The organism is Pirellulales bacterium (assembly GCA_035546535.1).
GTDB lineage: Bacteria > Planctomycetota > Planctomycetia > Pirellulales > JACPPG01 > JACPPG01.
This window is the reverse complement of sequence record DASZWQ010000152.1, coordinates 1-16598: the sequence shown is the minus strand read 5'-3', so window position 1 is coordinate 16598 and position 16598 is coordinate 1. Positions and strand designations below refer to the sequence as shown.

The 16598-nt window shown below is 61.9% G+C and carries 15 protein-coding genes; 5 read left to right on the top strand and 10 right to left on the bottom strand.

Going from position 1 to position 16598, the window contains the following annotated elements; genetic code table 11:
* Positions 1-1407, bottom strand: a 1407-nt coding sequence (locus tag VHD36_18070) for a serine/threonine-protein kinase (GenBank protein HVU89238.1), incomplete at its 3' end; no start/stop codon positions are given.
* 751 nt (positions 1408-2158) lie between these two features.
* On the opposite strand from VHD36_18070, the gene VHD36_18065 reads away from it, so the two are divergent.
* Positions 2159-3244: a class I SAM-dependent methyltransferase gene (locus VHD36_18065; GenBank protein HVU89237.1), complete on the top strand. Its 1086-nt coding sequence runs from the start codon at positions 2159-2161 to the stop codon at positions 3242-3244.
* A gap of 168 nt (positions 3245-3412) precedes the next feature.
* Here VHD36_18065 and VHD36_18060 read toward each other — a convergent pair whose 3' ends face one another.
* The 4 genes from VHD36_18060 to VHD36_18045 form a co-directional block, all read right to left on the bottom strand.
* Entirely contained in the window at positions 3413-4714 is a 1302-nt protein-coding gene (locus VHD36_18060) for an outer membrane protein transport protein (protein ID HVU89236.1), read from the bottom strand.
* A gap of 337 nt (positions 4715-5051) precedes the next feature.
* The gene (locus VHD36_18055; protein HVU89235.1) at positions 5052-6125 is read right to left on the bottom strand and encodes an HD domain-containing phosphohydrolase; all 1074 of its coding nucleotides are present in this window, start codon (positions 6123-6125) and stop codon (positions 5052-5054) included.
* Positions 6126-6161: 36 nt separating this feature from the next.
* Positions 6162-6554, bottom strand: a complete 393-nt coding sequence (locus tag VHD36_18050) for an Hpt domain-containing protein (GenBank protein HVU89234.1) — start codon at positions 6552-6554, stop codon at positions 6162-6164.
* Between the two features lie 333 nt (positions 6555-6887).
* Entirely contained in the window at positions 6888-7589 is a 702-nt protein-coding gene (locus VHD36_18045) for a hypothetical protein (protein ID HVU89233.1), read from the bottom strand.
* A 576-nt stretch (positions 7590-8165) separates the two neighbouring features.
* Between VHD36_18045 and VHD36_18040 the strand changes: the two genes are divergently transcribed.
* The gene (locus tag VHD36_18040; GenBank protein HVU89232.1) at positions 8166-9197 is read left to right on the top strand and encodes a hypothetical protein; all 1032 of its coding nucleotides are present in this window, start codon (positions 8166-8168) and stop codon (positions 9195-9197) included.
* Positions 9198-9205: 8 nt separating this feature from the next.
* Here VHD36_18040 and VHD36_18035 read toward each other — a convergent pair whose 3' ends face one another.
* The 4 genes from VHD36_18035 to VHD36_18020 all read right to left on the bottom strand — a co-directional run bounded on the left by VHD36_18035 (position 9206) and on the right by VHD36_18020 (position 12302).
* A complete protein-coding gene (locus VHD36_18035; protein HVU89231.1) occupies positions 9206-9922 on the bottom strand; it encodes an isoprenylcysteine carboxylmethyltransferase family protein in 717 nt (238 codons plus the stop codon).
* A gap of 5 nt (positions 9923-9927) precedes the next feature.
* Entirely contained in the window at positions 9928-10731 is an 804-nt protein-coding gene (locus VHD36_18030; protein ID HVU89230.1) for an enoyl-CoA hydratase/isomerase family protein, read from the bottom strand.
* Positions 10732-10813: 82 nt separating this feature from the next.
* On the bottom strand, positions 10814-11677 hold the full coding sequence (gene folD / locus VHD36_18025; GenBank protein HVU89229.1) for a bifunctional methylenetetrahydrofolate dehydrogenase/methenyltetrahydrofolate cyclohydrolase FolD: 864 nt from the start codon (positions 11675-11677) through the stop codon (positions 10814-10816).
* Positions 11678-11774: 97 nt separating this feature from the next.
* Positions 11775-12302: a phosphatidylglycerophosphatase A gene (locus VHD36_18020; protein HVU89228.1), complete on the bottom strand. Its 528-nt coding sequence runs from the start codon at positions 12300-12302 to the stop codon at positions 11775-11777.
* A 217-nt stretch (positions 12303-12519) separates the two neighbouring features.
* Between VHD36_18020 and VHD36_18015 the strand changes: the two genes are divergently transcribed.
* Entirely contained in the window at positions 12520-14259 is a 1740-nt protein-coding gene (locus VHD36_18015; GenBank protein HVU89227.1) for an NADPH-dependent assimilatory sulfite reductase hemoprotein subunit, read from the top strand.
* An 86-nt stretch (positions 14260-14345) separates the two neighbouring features.
* A complete protein-coding gene (locus VHD36_18010) occupies positions 14346-14825 on the top strand; it encodes a hypothetical protein (GenBank protein HVU89226.1) in 480 nt (159 codons plus the stop codon).
* 45 nt (positions 14826-14870) lie between these two features.
* Here VHD36_18010 and VHD36_18005 read toward each other — a convergent pair whose 3' ends face one another.
* Positions 14871-16274 carry an MFS transporter gene (locus VHD36_18005; GenBank protein HVU89225.1) on the bottom strand — a complete coding sequence of 468 codons (1404 nt, stop codon included), beginning with the start codon at positions 16272-16274 and terminating at the stop codon, positions 14871-14873.
* 68 nt (positions 16275-16342) lie between these two features.
* On the opposite strand from VHD36_18005, the gene VHD36_18000 reads away from it, so the two are divergent.
* Positions 16343-16598 (top strand): hypothetical protein (locus tag VHD36_18000; protein HVU89224.1); only part of this gene is annotated, 256 nt, incomplete at its 3' end.

The window sequence follows — 16598 nt, the reverse complement described above, 5'->3', positions numbered from 1 at the left end:
TAGCACCAGCAGGACGGGACGCTCTGGCGTGCCTAGGGCATTGATAAAGCTGGCCAGGGCGCGCTGAGTGCGCAATTCGCCGGCGGCTTCGGGAGCCGAGGTAAACCCGCTGTCGGCGCCAAGGACCGCGGCCAATCCCGGCAGTGCCGCGCCGACGCTCGCCGCAAAATCGCCCAGTCGCGCACGGACCGCCGGAACCAGGGCGGGATCGGCCGAGGCAGCGGCGAGGAAGCCATCCACGATACCGGACAACAGCGAAAACGGCTGCCGTGCGACCTCGTTGGTGCCTTGCCCCCACAGCGGCCAGAATCCCTGCGAGGCAGCGCGATGGGTCGTTTCGCTCAGCAGCCGCGTCTTACCGCCGCCGGATTCGCCTTCGAGCATCACCAGACGCGGCTGGCCGCGACGAGCCCGCGCTAGCTGATCATCGATGTCGGCGAGCTCGCGCGCGCGGGCGACGAAAGCCGGTTCGGTGAGGGTTTGCCGCTTGTCCTGGGCGCCGATGACGATGGCCGGCTCCGACTCATGATGCGCAAGCGCCGTGGCAATGGCCTCCAGGTCGGCCAACACTCCCTCGGCCGACTGGTAACGATCGCGTGGATCTTTTCGCAGCAAGCGCCCCACGAGCTCGTCCAGAGCACGCGGGACCGGGATACCCAGCGCGCGCAAGTCAGGCACGCAGGCCGTCATGTGCTCGAAGAGGATCGCGCCCAGAGTATTACCCGAGAAAGGAGGGTGGCCGGCCAGGCAGTGGTACAGTGTCACGCCGGCGGCATACAGGTCCGATGCGTCGGTGACATCGTGATCGATCGACCCCGCCTGCTCGGGTGACAGGTACAGGGCGGCCTGCAAAGCCTGCTGCCGGAAATGAGCATCCTCGAGGTACAAAGCCGGCGAGGGCTCGAACTCGACTAACGTCGCGGTCGTGATCGGCCCCGCGGAATTGACGATCACATTGCTGGGTCGCACCGCCCGATGCAGTAATTGTTGAGCGTGCATGTCGCGCAGCGCCGAGAATATGCCTCGAGCGACGACCAGCGACTCGCCAATGGATAGTGGCTGATCGCGCAAGCAGTTTTTCAGGGCGATCCCCGGCACGTAGGAGTAGACCACTAGCAGGTCTTTTCCCTGGCGGCCAACGTGCAGCACCTGGGGCAGCCAGGGGCTGGACAGGCGCGCCAGGCGCGACGCTTCGAACTCCAGCCGCATAAGGGCGGCTGCATGCATTCGCTCGGTAGCAATGGCCTTAACGACCACCTCACCGCCGTTGCTGACATCGGTGGCCAGATAAGTGCGAAAGCCGTCGCACACGTTCAGGCATCGGCGCAGATGGAACCGTGAGCCAACGATCTGGCCCGCGCGCGCTTGCGATTCCTGCTCGAGATCAAGTTCCGATGCGCTTGACACGTCGTTCCCCGCTAGGAGGCCCGCCGGGGGGGTCAGGGAATCACCCGCCGGTTTCCAGCGCAGCACGCCACGGATCGCGCAGCTTGAGTCGCGAAGCGTGCAAGGTTGTGAGTGCGCGCAGGCCAGGTTCCCAGTGAAAGCTAGCTTCGCATCAAGACTTGGAGCGAGGGAATGCGCGGGGGCGCGCCTCGGATTGCCGCCGTGCCGTCCCGCCGCAGCAGTTCTTCCGGGCGCATCGAATGGCGCGACAAAAACTGATCGCGCGATAACGCCACGAATGCGCCCGTCCTAACTGGCAATTCGTCGGGCGTCCTCGTCGCTACAAAGCGCACACCTTGCCTGAGCGTCATGGGCTGAACACACTAAGTGAAAAATCGTGACGTTAGTGCTTTTCTAATGATTTTTTCCTTGCGTGTTGATATTTAATTCGTGATAACCGAACTTCCGGCTGAATGACTTATGTCGTTTTTCCCGTTGAAGTGCGCGTAACCTCGCCGCCTCTCGCAGCAGTCATGTTGGACACCTTCGGTAAACGTCTCTGCCGCAGCCGGGCGCGTACGACGCGCGCCAGTTCGCGATGGCGACGCTCAGAGGTGCGACGGCCTGCCTGGCTCGGGACGCTGTGTGCCATGCAGAGGAAATCGCGGTGTGGCCCATGCGCGACAAGTGCATTTCGACAGGTCTCCGACGTACGTGATGTTTTGCCTTGAGTGCGTGCCCCTCTTAGTTTTTTTTGGCAAGGGAAAGTGTCATGGACTCCGCAATTAACCGCTTTTTCGCCGACCATGTTCCTCGATTCACGCAAGCACTCGAGGAATTCGATCGGCATATCGATCGACAGGCCGAACCTGAATCCGATGCGCTCGTGGCGGAGCTTACGCATTCGATCAACGCCTCGTTGGACGATTGTGCGGCGCTGGAAGCGCAGTTGGCCGGCGAGCCGCAACTGCTCAAAGAGACGCAGATCCGCTACCGCGAGGCCATCTGGCCCTGGTTCGGCCAAAGCTGGTTCATGAACCATGCGCTGTCGAAGCCGCGCGGCTACCCGGGCGATTACCAGATGTTGACCGCGATTTACGACGGCGTGCCCCGGTCGCGCGGGCTCGGTGGTTATCTTGACCGGTACTTTCTCAACACGTCGCTCGGTAGGGCCGTGCCGGCGCGCTTGCGCTTGGCGCGGAAGTTCCTTGTCGACGAGCTGAATAGCCGGCAGGGGGACGTCGCCGTGCTGAACGTGGCCTGTGGACCGTGCCGGGAATATCTGGCCGGTCTTCCGGCACGCAATGGGCAGACGACGATAACCCTCGTCGACAATGACGCGCTGGCGCTGGATTACGTGCAGGCCAACGTCTCGCCGATCCTGGCCAACACCGCTCAAGTCAATTTCGTGCGCTACAACGCACTACGGATGACGTCAGCAGCGGTAAATATCGAGCGCTTCGGCCGCAGCGACATCATTTACAGCGTCGGGCTGTGCGATTATATCCCCGACAAGTATCTGATCCCGCTGCTGCAAGGTTGGCGTGAGTCGTTGCGCGAAGGAGGCGTGGTGTACGTGGCGTTCAAGGATTGCAAGCTCTACCAGACGCCGGAATACCAGTGGCTGGTCGATTGGTTCTTCCTGCAGCGCACCACGGAAGAATGCCGGAAGCTGTTCGAACTGGCCGGCTACGACATGGACGAACTGGATAGCGTCCGCGATGAAACGGGCATCATCATCAACTACATCGCGCGCAGCAAGGTTCCTGCATTCGTGCGCTTGGATACGGCAGAGCCGTTGTCGGGCCCGCAAACTGCCGACGTTCCGGCGACGACGGATGCGAACCGTACGATCTAGTTAACCCAGCGACCAGATCTTACGTCGATCAAGTACAAAACGGCACGCTTCGCGGTAGCGAGGCGTGCCGTTTTTGTTCGCGAGCAATTTGATGAGAGCGTGCTATCGCAGCATGCTTTTTCGCCTGCGGCGAAAAAGCATGGCACCAGCCGGCAGGGAAGACGCAATTCAGAACGGTCGGATCAAGCTCACGGCGATGACGTCGGCCTGGGGTCGCATCGTGGCATTGCTGAAATCGCCGGGCCCGCCCAGCGGCCCGATCAGCCCGCTTGTACCCACGGTATGTCCGCCCGAGAAGCCGTGCGCCCAGGCAACGTCGAGCAGCCATTGCCGCAATGTCCAGCCGTAGCCGACCGTGAAGGTGTTGGTGAGCGTGGCCGGCAAAAACGGCGTGAGAAACGACGTGGGGATGGGATTGGGATGATAGACGTAGCCGATGCGGAACGTGCCGCCGGTCGGCAGGATTTCTTCATAGCCCAGTTTCATCGACACACTGTCGTGCCAATTGAGCGGGAGGTTCTCGTGGATCGTGGGAAAGAGCGGATTCGTCGAATCCTGTAGCGACAAGCCCACCTGGCTGAAGGCTTGCGACCAGTCGAACCAAATCACGTCCATGGCCACGGTCCGGTGGCAACAAAGCTTGTGCCGGGCACCGATCGCCACCGATTGCGGCCACGTAATATGGGTCGTGGCTGTCTGGTAAGTCGTCGAGAAGGGCAGGCCGGCCAGGTTCGTGCTTACGGCCGCGGTGCCATGCAAGTTAAACGTCGTCCCGCTTTGATATGTCACGCCGATCGTCGTGTCGTCCGTGAGCAGATACTGCATCGCGGCCGACCAGACCGGGCTGGCCCCGCCGCCATGCACGTCGATCAATACGGGCGTACCCGCCGGCACACCGGTCGGATTCTGCAGTACATACGGTCCTTGCAGCGAAGCATAGCCGACGCCGACGCCGAACGTCCCGCCGACTGACAAGCGATCGGTCACTTTGTAGCTCAAGGCCGGGAGAATCTTGCTCAGCGAGCCAAACGATTCGTATTTCTGCGTTCCGGTGAATGGTTCGACCGGCGGAAAGGAATTCGGCGTGAGGTAATAGTGCGATGAGAAGCCCGCCGGCGTGAACAGGCCAATGCCGAGGGCCCAATTGCCATCCGCGCTTTTGCGTACATAGCCGATCTGCGGCAATGGGGTGAAGCCGGTGCTTACGCCGGACCGCGTCGGATCCGTATAGCGCAGGTTGGTCAACACGCCGTCGCCGCCGAAATCGAACAGGCCATTGCCCTCGACGTTGGTCATGGCGGCCGGATTGTCGAGCACCATGGCGCCGTTGTCGGCGTAACCGACGTTTGTTCCGCCGCGCCCCGTGGCGCGAGGCGAAACGCCGTCGAGCATCACGCCGTCGGCAAGCGCCGTGCGCGCACCCAGCAGGGCGACGGCCAAAACGATCAACGGCATCCATGTCCGCCGCATCGGTTGCAATCCTTTGCTGGGGCGAAGGGAACGAGTCTTGCTGACGCACAAGCGCGACGCAGGCCACATGCTGCCAGCGCGCGACGGAAGGGGCTTCGTCGCGACTGCGGGCGCGCGAGCGGACCTGCCTACCGCTAGCTGCTGCGCGAATTCTGGCCTTCCGCAGTCGCCATGAAGAATGAATCGGCGCGCCGCCCTCGACGAACCGATGCGTGCCGAGCAAAAACCGGAAGCGACGAGACTTCGTTTGCCGGTTGTTCCGGTCAGATAAACTTTGCGGCCACGTCGAGAGCCTGCGGCACGCGCCGGGAGCGAGCAACGGTGTCGCCTCGGCGTGCTATCGCGCTACGGGAAGCGGGGACAACGAATTCAACCCTGTGATCGGCGCCGCAGGCGTCGCGGAGGTCGGGCCATCGTCGTGAAATTGCCGTGCGACAGCTATGAATTCCTGTTCGCGATTGATGAATGCTTGCACGACGTCGGGATCGAACTGTGTTCCCTTGCCTTCCAGGATGATGGCCCGTGCCTTCTGATGGTCGAAGGCCGGCTTATAGACACGTTTGCTTGTCAGCGCGTCGTAGACGTCGGCGAGCGCCACGATGCGGCCGCAGAGTGGAATTTGATCTCCCTTGAGGCGGTGCGGATAGCCGGTGCCGTCAAAACGCTCGTGATGCGTCAGGGCGATTTCCGTGGCCATCTTCAGAAATAGCGCATCGGGGCGCGAGGCGGCGACTGTTTGCAAAGTCTCGCCGCCAAGCAGCGTGTGCCGCTGCATGATTTCGAACTCTTCCGACGACAACGGGCCAGGTTTCAGCAGAATCGAATCGGGCACACCGACCTTGCCGATGTCGTGCAGAGGGCTCGTCTGGTAAATGAGCTGCACGTAATCGCCGTCGACCATTTGGCAATAATGCGGCCAGCGCGACAATTCATCGGCCAGGATGCGGCTGTATTCGCGCATCCGTTCCAGGTGGTCGCCCGTATCCTTATCGCGCGACTCGGCCAGCTTGGCCATGGCGAAGATCATCAAATCGCGGCTTTCCAATCCCAGCACGCGTTCACCAGTGCGCAACCGCATACGTAGTTCTTGCGGTTGAAAGGGCTTGGTCAGGAAGTCGTCAGCGCCGGCGTCAAGGCCGCAGACCACATTGTCAACGCCGCCGCGAAGCGTGAGCAGGATGAAGTAGATGTATCCGCTCCAGCCCCGTTTGCGGATCTCGCGGCACAGATCGAGACCGCTCATGTGCGGCATTTGCCAATCCGATACGACGAGCCGGTACATGCCGGTGCGCACGAGTTCAAAGGCCTCGCGCCCGTCGCTGGCGGCGGTAACCTCGTAGCCGAAATGTCGCAAGTCTTCGACGACGATTTCGCGCGTGATCAGATCGTCATCGACAACGAGAACTCGCATAGCCTCTCTCGTGATATCGCCACAGGTCCGTGATGTTTATGGCAAGCGTCGTCCGCTGCGTTCCAAGGTTTCGACGAGCTTGATCCGATCGGTTTGCAGGCGGTGCAGTTGGTCGGGCAGCCGGCCAAGATCGTTGTCCAACGCGCGCTGCTCGGCCACGGCAGCGTCCTCGAACAATGTCCGGGCGGCCACGCTGGCGGCGATGCCTTTAATACGATGCGCCAGTTGTGCGGCCATCGAGGCGTCGCCCGTACGAACCGCGCTCTCGAGCTCTTCCAGATCGCGGTCCAGTTGACCGGCGAACTTTGTGAGCACCCGTTCGACCAGGTCCAGGTTGCCCAGGCAACGCGCCTTGAGATCCTCCAGGTCGAGCACGTCGTCGTCGAAGGTGCTTGCCGAAGCGCCGGACTTGGTGGGGGGGATCGACATCGAGGGGAAATCCAGGAGCGTTCGGCGGATTGTGCGAATCAATTCTTGCGAATCCGTAGCGCGCGGGCGCGCGTGCTGCCCAAGGCGTTTTACCTCATACCGTGTGAACTGTAGCTCACGAACTTTTCAGCAGCAAAAGAGTTACATCGTGCGGAATCGAGCGAGGCGAGGCATCGAAGGCCAACCGGTACAAACCGAACCACCGGCTTAACGTGACGCAAGAGGGCAAGCATCCAGCCGCGGCAAGCGCGGCCGCGCAGCCAAGTGCCGGCGAGTTCGGTCACTTGGGCCGCGCGGCGCGCAATGGGACGGACCTCTTAGACGCCACACGCGCTAGTCGATGTTGATCGACCAGTCGCCGTCGCCACTGACGTTGAGATAGTAGATGCCGGGCTGGTCGATACTCACCGGCTTCGAGCCGTCGAAATCGCCGACGACATTCACCAGGCTCTCGACCGGTTGCCCGTATTGATCCAAGAGCGTGACGATGAAGCGCATTTCACCATCGTGCTTCATCTTGAAGATGTTCAAGCCCTTGTTCAGCTTCACAAACGGCGTGGCGTGATAGCCAGTGCCTCGCAGAGTGACCGGCGTCGATTCGACCTCGGTCGGCTGCGGTTGGCGAATGGTCACGGACCAGTTGCCGTCGGCGGCGACGTCGAGCAAGCCACGGACCGCGCTGCGAATCGGCAGCAAGCGATCGCCCTGGAACGGGCCGATCTGGTTGAAGATCGTATCGACTTCTTTGCCGTTCTCATCCAATAGGCGAATGATCAGATTCGACTTGCCGTCGTGCGCTACCTCGAAATTCGCCAGGCCGGGCTGAAGGTTGAATTGCTTGGAAGCCTGGCGGCCATTGCCCTCGAGCTTGATGTCATCGGTCGGCTGGCGGCCCGTATTCTGCGGCGTCTGCTGTTCGGTCGCCTTTGCATCGTCGCCGCGCACATGCCGGGTCGACACGATGAGGATGCCCAGGACCGAGCAAAGGACGGCGCCGCCGGCGGTCAGAGCCGCACAACGTTTCCACGAAAACATAGCGATTCTCCTGCGAAAAGAGCCGAGAAGCGCGCGATGTGCAACGCTTCGGCAAGTGGGGATATCGCAGGGCGAAGCACCGACAGCTGCCGACGATTTCGCCAGCGGCACGCCCGACTTGCCACGGAACTATTGGTCACGAATTGCCGAATCGCGCCGATCGTCCGGCGAACGCGGCTATGACCGCAAGACGATCAGCCCTGCCGCAGGCGTTGGAAAATCTCGTGGAGGCAGCCGGGTTTATCTCCGTGCGTTGTCCTGCTGCCACGCGGGTTGCCTCGCGTCAGCAGAGTGCTTTTTGGCAACATGGCGCGATTGTGCCGAAGATGCCGTGCGTCGCGCAACCATCCCGCGCGCCAAGGCCGTCTTTGCAGGCATTCGATGCTATCCGTGCAGTCGCGAACTGTCGCCGGTGTCCACTTCGCACGTAAGGCATTGCCGTACTTCATTCTCGATGGTGCGCCCCTTGGCGGCCCCTACCGCGCTCATACGATTTGTGATCGAACGTCGGCACGCTTCTTGCAATTCTCGCTTGCCGATGACGTCACCTTCATGTGCCGGGAAAGGAGGACCACCGTGAGCGTGACATTCCTGCCTTCCAGTCGTGGTTTGTTTGTAAATCTTGCATTGCTTCTTGTGTTAGGTGCTGTTCCCGAGGCCGATGCGGCGGCGCCGCGTGTGATGATCGACGTCGGTCCGATCGTCGAATGCGTTGACGTGACGCCGTCGGATTATGCAGCGGCTCACAGCCAGGAACGCATCGTCGAGGCGAAGGTCCGCCTCTCCGTGCTGCTCGAAGCGGGACGGGAAGCGGAGCTCGAACAACTGCAGGTCACGATTCTCAGCCCCGAGCGGCGCACGCGCGTCGTCGATTTTCAGCCGCGCACCGAGCTGGCCAGCGAATTGGCCGGCGATGTCGAGGTTTGCAACTCCACAGATACGATCCAGTCTGTTAACGCCTCGCTCGGAGGACCCTCCGTGGTGCCTCAGCCAGTTCCTCCCCAGGCGGCGCCGGGCGCGGGCGTCGGCATGACGCAAAACCGGGGTGTGAAGGAAACCTACCATCGCCTCTCGCCCAAACAGGCAGTGCTGGCCAGCGGCACGATCAGCGCCGAGCATGGCGTGTTCTTCAAATGGCGCCGCTCCAGCCAGGTGGCGCTCGAGGGAGCGCGCGAGGTAACACTTCGGCTCCTGGTGCCGCACGATTGGCGCGGCGATTGGCTGCAGCTCGACGCCGAGATGCTCGGCCGCCACCGCAATTACCTGGGCGAAAAAATAGAACCGGTCGGACACGCGCGGGTTTTTCTAGCCTTGTACCGTGCCGGCGATGCGGTTGCGCAGCAGGCGGCGCTTACCTTGGCTTCGGTGCAGGTCGCGGCCGAGCAGTCAGCCCAAGGCGCGAATGGGCCGCAGCCTCACGTCGCTTACAAGCCGGCCGTTCCGGCCGAGCCGCGCAAATCGTCGGAGTGGTTTGCCTTCCCGACGATGTTCAAGCTGTGCAGCCACGAGCGCGATGTGGCAGCGGGGGAAGCACAAGAGGCGATTGCAGCCGCTCGTGAAGACTTGCGGTTGTTCTCCGGCACCCCGCTCTTCGTCGGTGATCGTTGAGCGAGCCACTACCATAATCCGGGGATCAGGCGGTAGCGCACCTGGCGGCGATAATCTTCGTATCCCGCCAGGTTAGCACACAGAAACCGCTCCTCATCGACCAGCCGCGCGGCGATCAGCAACGTGAGCAGCACAGCCGGGATGAGCGCCACGTAAGAGCCGAGCGCTAATGCGGTACCCGCAAACAGAACAATCGAGTCGGTGTACATGGGGTGTCTGACGTAGCCATACAGCCCGGTCGATATCACACGCTGCTCAGGCTGCAGCTCGACGGTTGCGGCGGCAAAACTATTCTGGCGGAAGACGACGAAGAGGATGAAGAACGATACCGCAACCAGCACGTCCCCCAGGACGACCACCGCGACGGGGACGGTCGACCATCCGAAGCGAATGTCCAGCCCAGCTGCGATGTACAAGGTGCAAAGCGCGATACTCGTGGCCGTTTGGATGGCTTTCTGCGTCGGCCGTTTTTCAGCAGCGGGACCAACCGCCATGCGGCGCTCGACGAGGCCTGGATCGTGCTTCAGAAAGTAGATCGTCGTCGCGGCTGTCGAGATTCCAAAGAGCAGCCAATAGGCCCAGATTGGCCACGAGAAAAGCGTGCCGGCTGACAGGCACAAAAGCAACGCGAGAAACACCTGGAAGAAAACCCAGCCGCGCAGCGCTCGAAACGCAAGGCTTTTCATTTTCAACTTGCCCAACGTGACGCGGCCGCTGGCGGGCACGGATGTTATTTTCCTTGAAACTTGGCCGGCCGCTTCGACATGAAAGCCATCACCGCTTCCTGCACGTCGCCAGTGGTGATCAGCTGACTCTGCGCCCAGCGCTCGAGCGCCATCTGCGTTCGTTTGTCGAGGCCATCGCCCTGATCGACGATCAGCTTCGCCATACCTACGGCCAAGGGGGCGTTCTGCGCGATTTGCTCGGCCAGTTTCAGAGCCGCGGGCAACAGCTCGGCGGCCGGCGCCACGCGATTCACGAGCCCCCATTGCAAAGCTTCGGCCGCGTCGATCGAGCGCGCGGTCAGCAGCATGTCTTTCGCGCGGCTGGGGCCCACGACGCGGCTCAATCGTGTCGTGCCGCCGACATCAGCCACCAGGCCCATGCGCGATTCGGGTATGGCGAACTTGCAGTCATCGGCCGCGACGCGCAAGTCGAACGATAATGTCAATTCCAGCCCCATGCCGATCACCTGGCCGTGCAGCGCGCCGATCACGGGCACCTCGGTGTTCTCGATCGTGTCCAGAGCATGTTGCAGATCCCCTGCGAATCGGCGCAACCAGCGGGCCGGATTCAATTCGCCGGCCGAGCCCTGGCTTTCACCCAGCGACATGACATCAATGCCGGCCGAAAAGATCGGCCCCGCTCCCGCAACGACGACGGCGCGAATCTCGGGCTCTCGATCGACAGCGGCGACGGCGGCTGCCAGATCGGAGAGCATCTGCGGCGTCAGCGCGTTGCGTTTTTCCGAGCGGTTGATTGTCACGATCCGCGTGACGCCTTCGGTGCGCGTGGTAATCAATGGCTCGCTCATAGTGGCGACGCTCCGGGGTTCAAGCACCTGTTTGATGGGCTCAATGACAGACGTTTGACGGGCCAGCTCCGAATTGGGAACATCATGTCTGCTGCAGGCGCGCTGCGGCAAGCGTATTTTCCAGCAGCATCGTGATGGTGAGAGGGCCGACGCCGCCGGGAACGGGCGTGATCATGCCGGCCACTTCGCGCACGGCTTCGAAATCGACATCGCCCACGAGCTTTTCTTCGCTGCGGTTCATGCCGACGTCGATAACTACCGCGCCAGGCTTGACCATGTCGGCCGTGACGAAGCGAGCCTGGCCGATGGCGGCGACCAGAATGTCGGCCTGGCGCGTGATTTCGGCAAGATTCTTCGTCCGCGTGTGGCAGACGGTCACCGTAGCGTCAGCGCCTGGCCCACGTTGCATGAGCATGTTGGCCAGCGGCTTGCCCACGATATCGCTGCGCCCCAGGATCACCACGCGCCGTCCGGCGATCTCGACGTCATTGCGAACGAGCAACTGCTGCACGCCGTGCGGCGTGCATGGTAGGAAGCGTGGGCGCCCCTGCACCAGGCGGCCGACATTCTCCGGATGGAAGCAATCCACATCCTTCAAGGGGCTGACCGCGTGCAAAACGCGCGTAGCGTCGAGCCCTGGGGGCAAAGGGAGCTGCACGAGGATTCCGTGTACGTCTTCGGCCTTGTTAAGCTGCGCGACCAGCTTGAGAAGGTCGTTGATCGAGGCCTCGGCAGGCAATCGCTCGAGCCGGCCGTCGATCCCAAGCCGCCCGCACGCGTTCCGCTTGTTGCGGACGTAAACCTCGCTCGCCGGGTTGTGGCCAACGAGCACGGCGGTGAGGCAGGGCACGACAGCATTGTTTTCGATGAAATCAGCGACTTGTTCTGCCAGCTCCGCCTGGATTTTCTGCGCCAGTGCCTTGCCGTCCAGAATCGTCGCGCTCACGCGTCACCCTCCTGCTGGAAGCCGTGGCTGAAAGCGGGCATTCTAGGGGAATCCGACCGTGCTGCGTAGCGGCGACGTTTCCTGCCCGGCGATATGTTCATATTAGAGGGGATAGCTCGGGAACGACCGAGCGAAGTGTCCAGCCGAGCAGCCGGAGGGCCAGGTTCGCATAAACGGCCGCCACCAGGTCGTCCCCCATGATGCCCCAGCCATGGGCAAGCCGCTCGACCTCGCGGACGGGAGTGGGCTTGAGGATATCGAAGAATCGGAACAAGATGAACGCAGCCGCCAGGGTGACCGCACTATTGGCGTCGAACAGGAATAGTGTCGCCGCCATGCCCACGATCTCGTCGAAAACGACGGAGCCGGGATCGTGATGCCCGCCCAAGTGTCGAGCCGCGTAAGCACAGATCGGAACGCCGGCGACAGCCAAGACCGCGAGCCCCACGGCATACCATGTCGGGCCCGGCAATTGTTGCAGGCCCCAAGCCAGCGGCAGGCCCAGCACGCTGCCAAAGGTTCCGGGCGAAGCTGGCAGAAACCCAACGCCAAAGCCGGTCGCCACCCAAACCGCAAGACGGCCGAGAATCGGAACCTGCCCTGACGAGGGAGAATGTTGGCTCATTGGCTAGGAGGGCCTGCAGGGAGGGCGGCGGAGAAAGTCAATCAGGGGCTGATTCGGGGGATGCCGTGAAGTGCTAGTGACGTTGTCGCTCGACGGTTGTATCCTACGGTGCCCAGAGCGTACAATTACGACAATTGTTGTCATGTTGGTAGGCATTGAGACGAGATCGCGATTTTTCGAGCCGGTATTCAGACGTTTTCCCTCCCTCGGAAAAAACATGGCGGAAGAAAAACTCAGTCCTGTTGAGATCATCAAATCGGGTAGTCATTACCTGCGCGGCGACGTTGCTCGTGAATTGGTCGACGAGAATGACCACTTCGGCAAGGACAGCACGCAGCTGCTGAAGTTTCACGGAACCTACCAGCAGGACGATCGCGATGCCCGTGCCGCGGGGCGCGCCGAAGGGGCGTTGCGCGCCGGCGGCAAGGAATACAGCTTCATGGTCCGGACGAAAATTCCGGGCGGCAAGCTGACCAGCAAGCAATTGCTCGAAGAACTCGATCTGTGCGACGAGATTGGCAACACGACGCTGCGCATCACGACGCGCCAGGGGCTACAACTGCACGGCGTTTTGAAGAGTCATCTAAAAGAGGCGATCCGTCGCATCAACGAAGTGCAGCTTTCGACGCTGGCGGCTTGCGGCGACGTCGAACGAAATATCATGTGTTGCCCGGCGCCGCATCGGCACGACCCGGTCCATGACGAGATGCAGGCGCTGGCCGATCGGCTGGCGGTGCATCTTTGCCCGCGCTCGACGGCGTATCACGAAATCTGGCTCACCGACCATGGGACCGGCGAAGAGACGCTCGTCGGCGGCGGCGCGAATGGGCACGAAGTCGAGCCAATTTACGGCCCCACCTATTTGCCGCGCAAATTCAAGACCGCGATCGGCCTGCCGGGCGATAATTGCGTGGACCTGTACGCCAATGATCTAGGGTTGATGGCGATCGCGCGCGACGGACGTATCGTGGGGTACAACGTACTCGTCGGCGGCAGTTTTGGAGTCACGCCCAGCGCGAAGAAAACGTTCCCGGCGGTCGCCAAGCGGATGGCCTTTGTCACGCCCGACCAGGTCGTGGACGTGGCCACCGCCATCATCAAGGTGCAACGCGACAACGGCAATCGCGCGGACCGCAAGGTCGCGCGGATGAAGTACCTGATCGCCGATTGGGGCCTGGAAAAGTTCAAGGCCAAGGTCGAAGAGTATTACGGCGCACCCCTCCCCGGGCCCGAGCCCGATGACGTGACGGGCTTCGACGATCACTTGGGCTGGCATGAGCAGGGAGACGGCCTGTGGTTCTACGGCTTGAACGTCGAGAACGGACGCATCCTTGATAATGAAACGCTGCAGCTGAAGACGGCGCTGCGTGAGATTTGCCGCCGCTTTGCCCCCGGTATCCGTTTGACCTCGCACCAGAGTCTGCTATTTACCGACGTGGCGGAAGCCAACCGCGGCGCGATCGAGCAAATCCTGCGCGATCACGGCGTAAAGCTTTCGAGCGATATTTCGGCGGTCCGCCGCTGGTCGATGGCCTGCGTCGCCTGGCCCACCTGCGGGCTGTCGATCACCGAGGCCGAGCGTGCGCTGCCGGGCGTTATCGACGAACTGGAAGTCGAGCTGGCGCGGCTGGGCCTGTCGCAAGAGGTCTTCACGGTGCGCATGACCGGTTGCCCGAACGGTTGCGCACGCCCCTATAACTCGGACGTGGGCCTGGTGGGTAAAGCTGCCGGGAAATACACCGTGCTCTTGGGCGGGCGTCTGCTCGGCGATCGCTTGAACGTGATCTACAAGGACATGGTTCCGGGCGAGGAACTGGTCAGCACGCTGGTGCCGGTGCTCACGTATTTCAAGCAGGACCGGCAGCCAGGCGAGACCTTCGGCGATTTCTGCCATCGCAAGGGAGTCGCGAACGTGCAGCAGTGGGCCGCCGAATTTGCAAGCCAGGCGTCCGTCTAAAACGGCGTTTCGCACGGTAATCGGGATGACCTCGCCGCGGGGCGCAATGCAATTGATCTCGTGACGTCGGAAAGGGAGTTCCGCACATGTCGCCTGCTGCAAATTCGACGCTACCCGCCGCCGCGCCCTTAACGCCCTGGATGCGGTATCTGTTGTGGTTCGTCGGCGGCTACAACATCCTGGCCGGCATCGGCATGATGATTTTTTATCACGAGGGCTTTCGATTCCTGGACGTCGAAAAGCCGACGCTCATGCTGCCGCTGCAACTGGTGGGCGTGATGGTCGGGCTGTTCGGCGTGGGCTACTGGATGGTGGCCCGCAATCCGGTCGAGAATCGCAACGTGCTCACGCTGGGATTCTTCAGCAAGTTTCTCGGCTCGATCCTGGGCGTGGCCTATGTCTCGATCGGCAAGCTGCCCGTGGCGTTCCTGCCGATTCTTTTCTTTGCCGATATCGTGTATTTGTTGCCGTTCTTGTTAATCATGCGACGGCTGTACGCGTTTGCGCGGCAGAATCGTGATGTGGCGTCGCCGCAAAGCCGTACTTCAGCATCGCGCGCGGCTTGAGCCGGTTCCGCGTTCCTGCTCGCTCGGCGAGCATCGACAGGACGGTCACGGCGTCAGTTCTTGCTCTTCGGGATCTTGCGTGTCCGGCCTGGGAGAGATCAGCCGGTCGTAGTTCCGTAGGGCCGTGGCGCGCCAGTAGAGCAGCGCCACGACCACGAGCGTGCCAATCCCTCCAACTACGACCGAAAACGTTGCGCCGAAGGCCACGTCTTCGCGCACGGAGAGTTCGGCTCCGCCGCGGTGCCAGTGCTCGGCCACGCTGGCCACTACGCCCGATTCAAAGCCTCCCAGATCGTTCGAGGCGCCGATGAACATGCCATTGATGGCCGTGACGCGGCCGCGCATGGCGTCGGGGGTGAGTAGTTGCACAAGGGTGTGACGAATCACGACGCTGATGTTGTCCAAGGCGCCCGCGAGAAAGAGCATGGCCAGCGATAAGGGAAACCAACGCGAGAAGCCAAAAACAATCGTCGCGACGCCGAAGCCGGCTACTGATAGCAGCATGGTCCGGCCGGCGTGCCCCATTGGCGGCCGGTGGGCCATGATGAAGGTCATGAGCACCGCGCCCAGGGCCGGCGCGGCCTCCATCCATCCCAACCCGATTTTTCCGACGTCGAGAATCTCGTCCGAGGCGTAAATGGGCAGCAGTGCGGTCGCTCCGCCCAACAGGACTGCGAACAGGTCGAGCGTCAAAGCGCCGAGCATGACCTTTTGCGACCACACGAACTTCGCCCCGGCGGCAAGAGACGCCAGGGTCAGGCCTTCGCCATGATGCGTGACAGGTCGCGAACGAATGAAGCACAACAAGCAAAAAAAGGTTGCCGCTGCCGCCGCATGACAAACGTAGACGATCGCAGGACCACTGACGGAACCAGCATCGGCCTTTCCTGGCGAGGAGCCGTTGCCAGAGATGGCCATCAATATCCCGCCCAAGGCCGGTCCAAGGACGAACGCCAGTTGGAAAGCGCCCGTACTCCACGTGATGGCGTTGGGAAAACGGTCGCCTGACACGATCTGCGGCAGGAACGACGCGCGGGCAGGCTGCGAGAAACCGCGCGCGACGCCGATGATGGAGACCAAAACATACGTCACCCAAATGTGCGCGCCACTCAAGGACACGATCGCGAGGCCCACCGAGGCCAGGACCGTCAGCGCCAGTGTTACGAGAATGATCACGCGTCGATCAAAGCGATCCGCTGCGTGACCCGCGATCAGGGCGAGAGCCAGCACGGGCAATATCTGCACCAGTCCGACGAACCCTAAAGCGAGTGAAGCGCCTGTGCGCTGAAAAATTTCGTAGCCGACGGCCACGGTCTGGGCCTTGAAGCCCAGCACCCACAGGAAGTTGCCGGAGAGGAACAGCCGAAAATCGCGTTCGCGCAAGGCCGCGTACGGATCGTGCTTGGCAGCCGAGAGACTATTGCCGGACGGGGTCGAATTCGTGCTCATTCAGGGCATCCCACCCTGCTGCTGGCGCCCGGCGAAAGGTGATCAGGCATCAGATTCGAAGATTCGGCATGAAAACAGGCAGCGCGGGAGAAACGTCGGAAGCGACCAGGCAGCGTGCGAGGCTGCGTTTGATCCTAGGCGCCGGGCGCCTGACAGGCCAGGCCACTTCGGTCTGGAAGAGGTTTAGCAGCCTGTTGAAGAACTCAACGGGCTGCGACATCGCAGGGATGCGATGGCAAAATATCGACGTAAGTCGTTATTTTGCGAGTCGTGCGAAGCTTTGCTTCGCACTTGGCGAGGTTGAAAAAAGCCACGAGGGCTTTT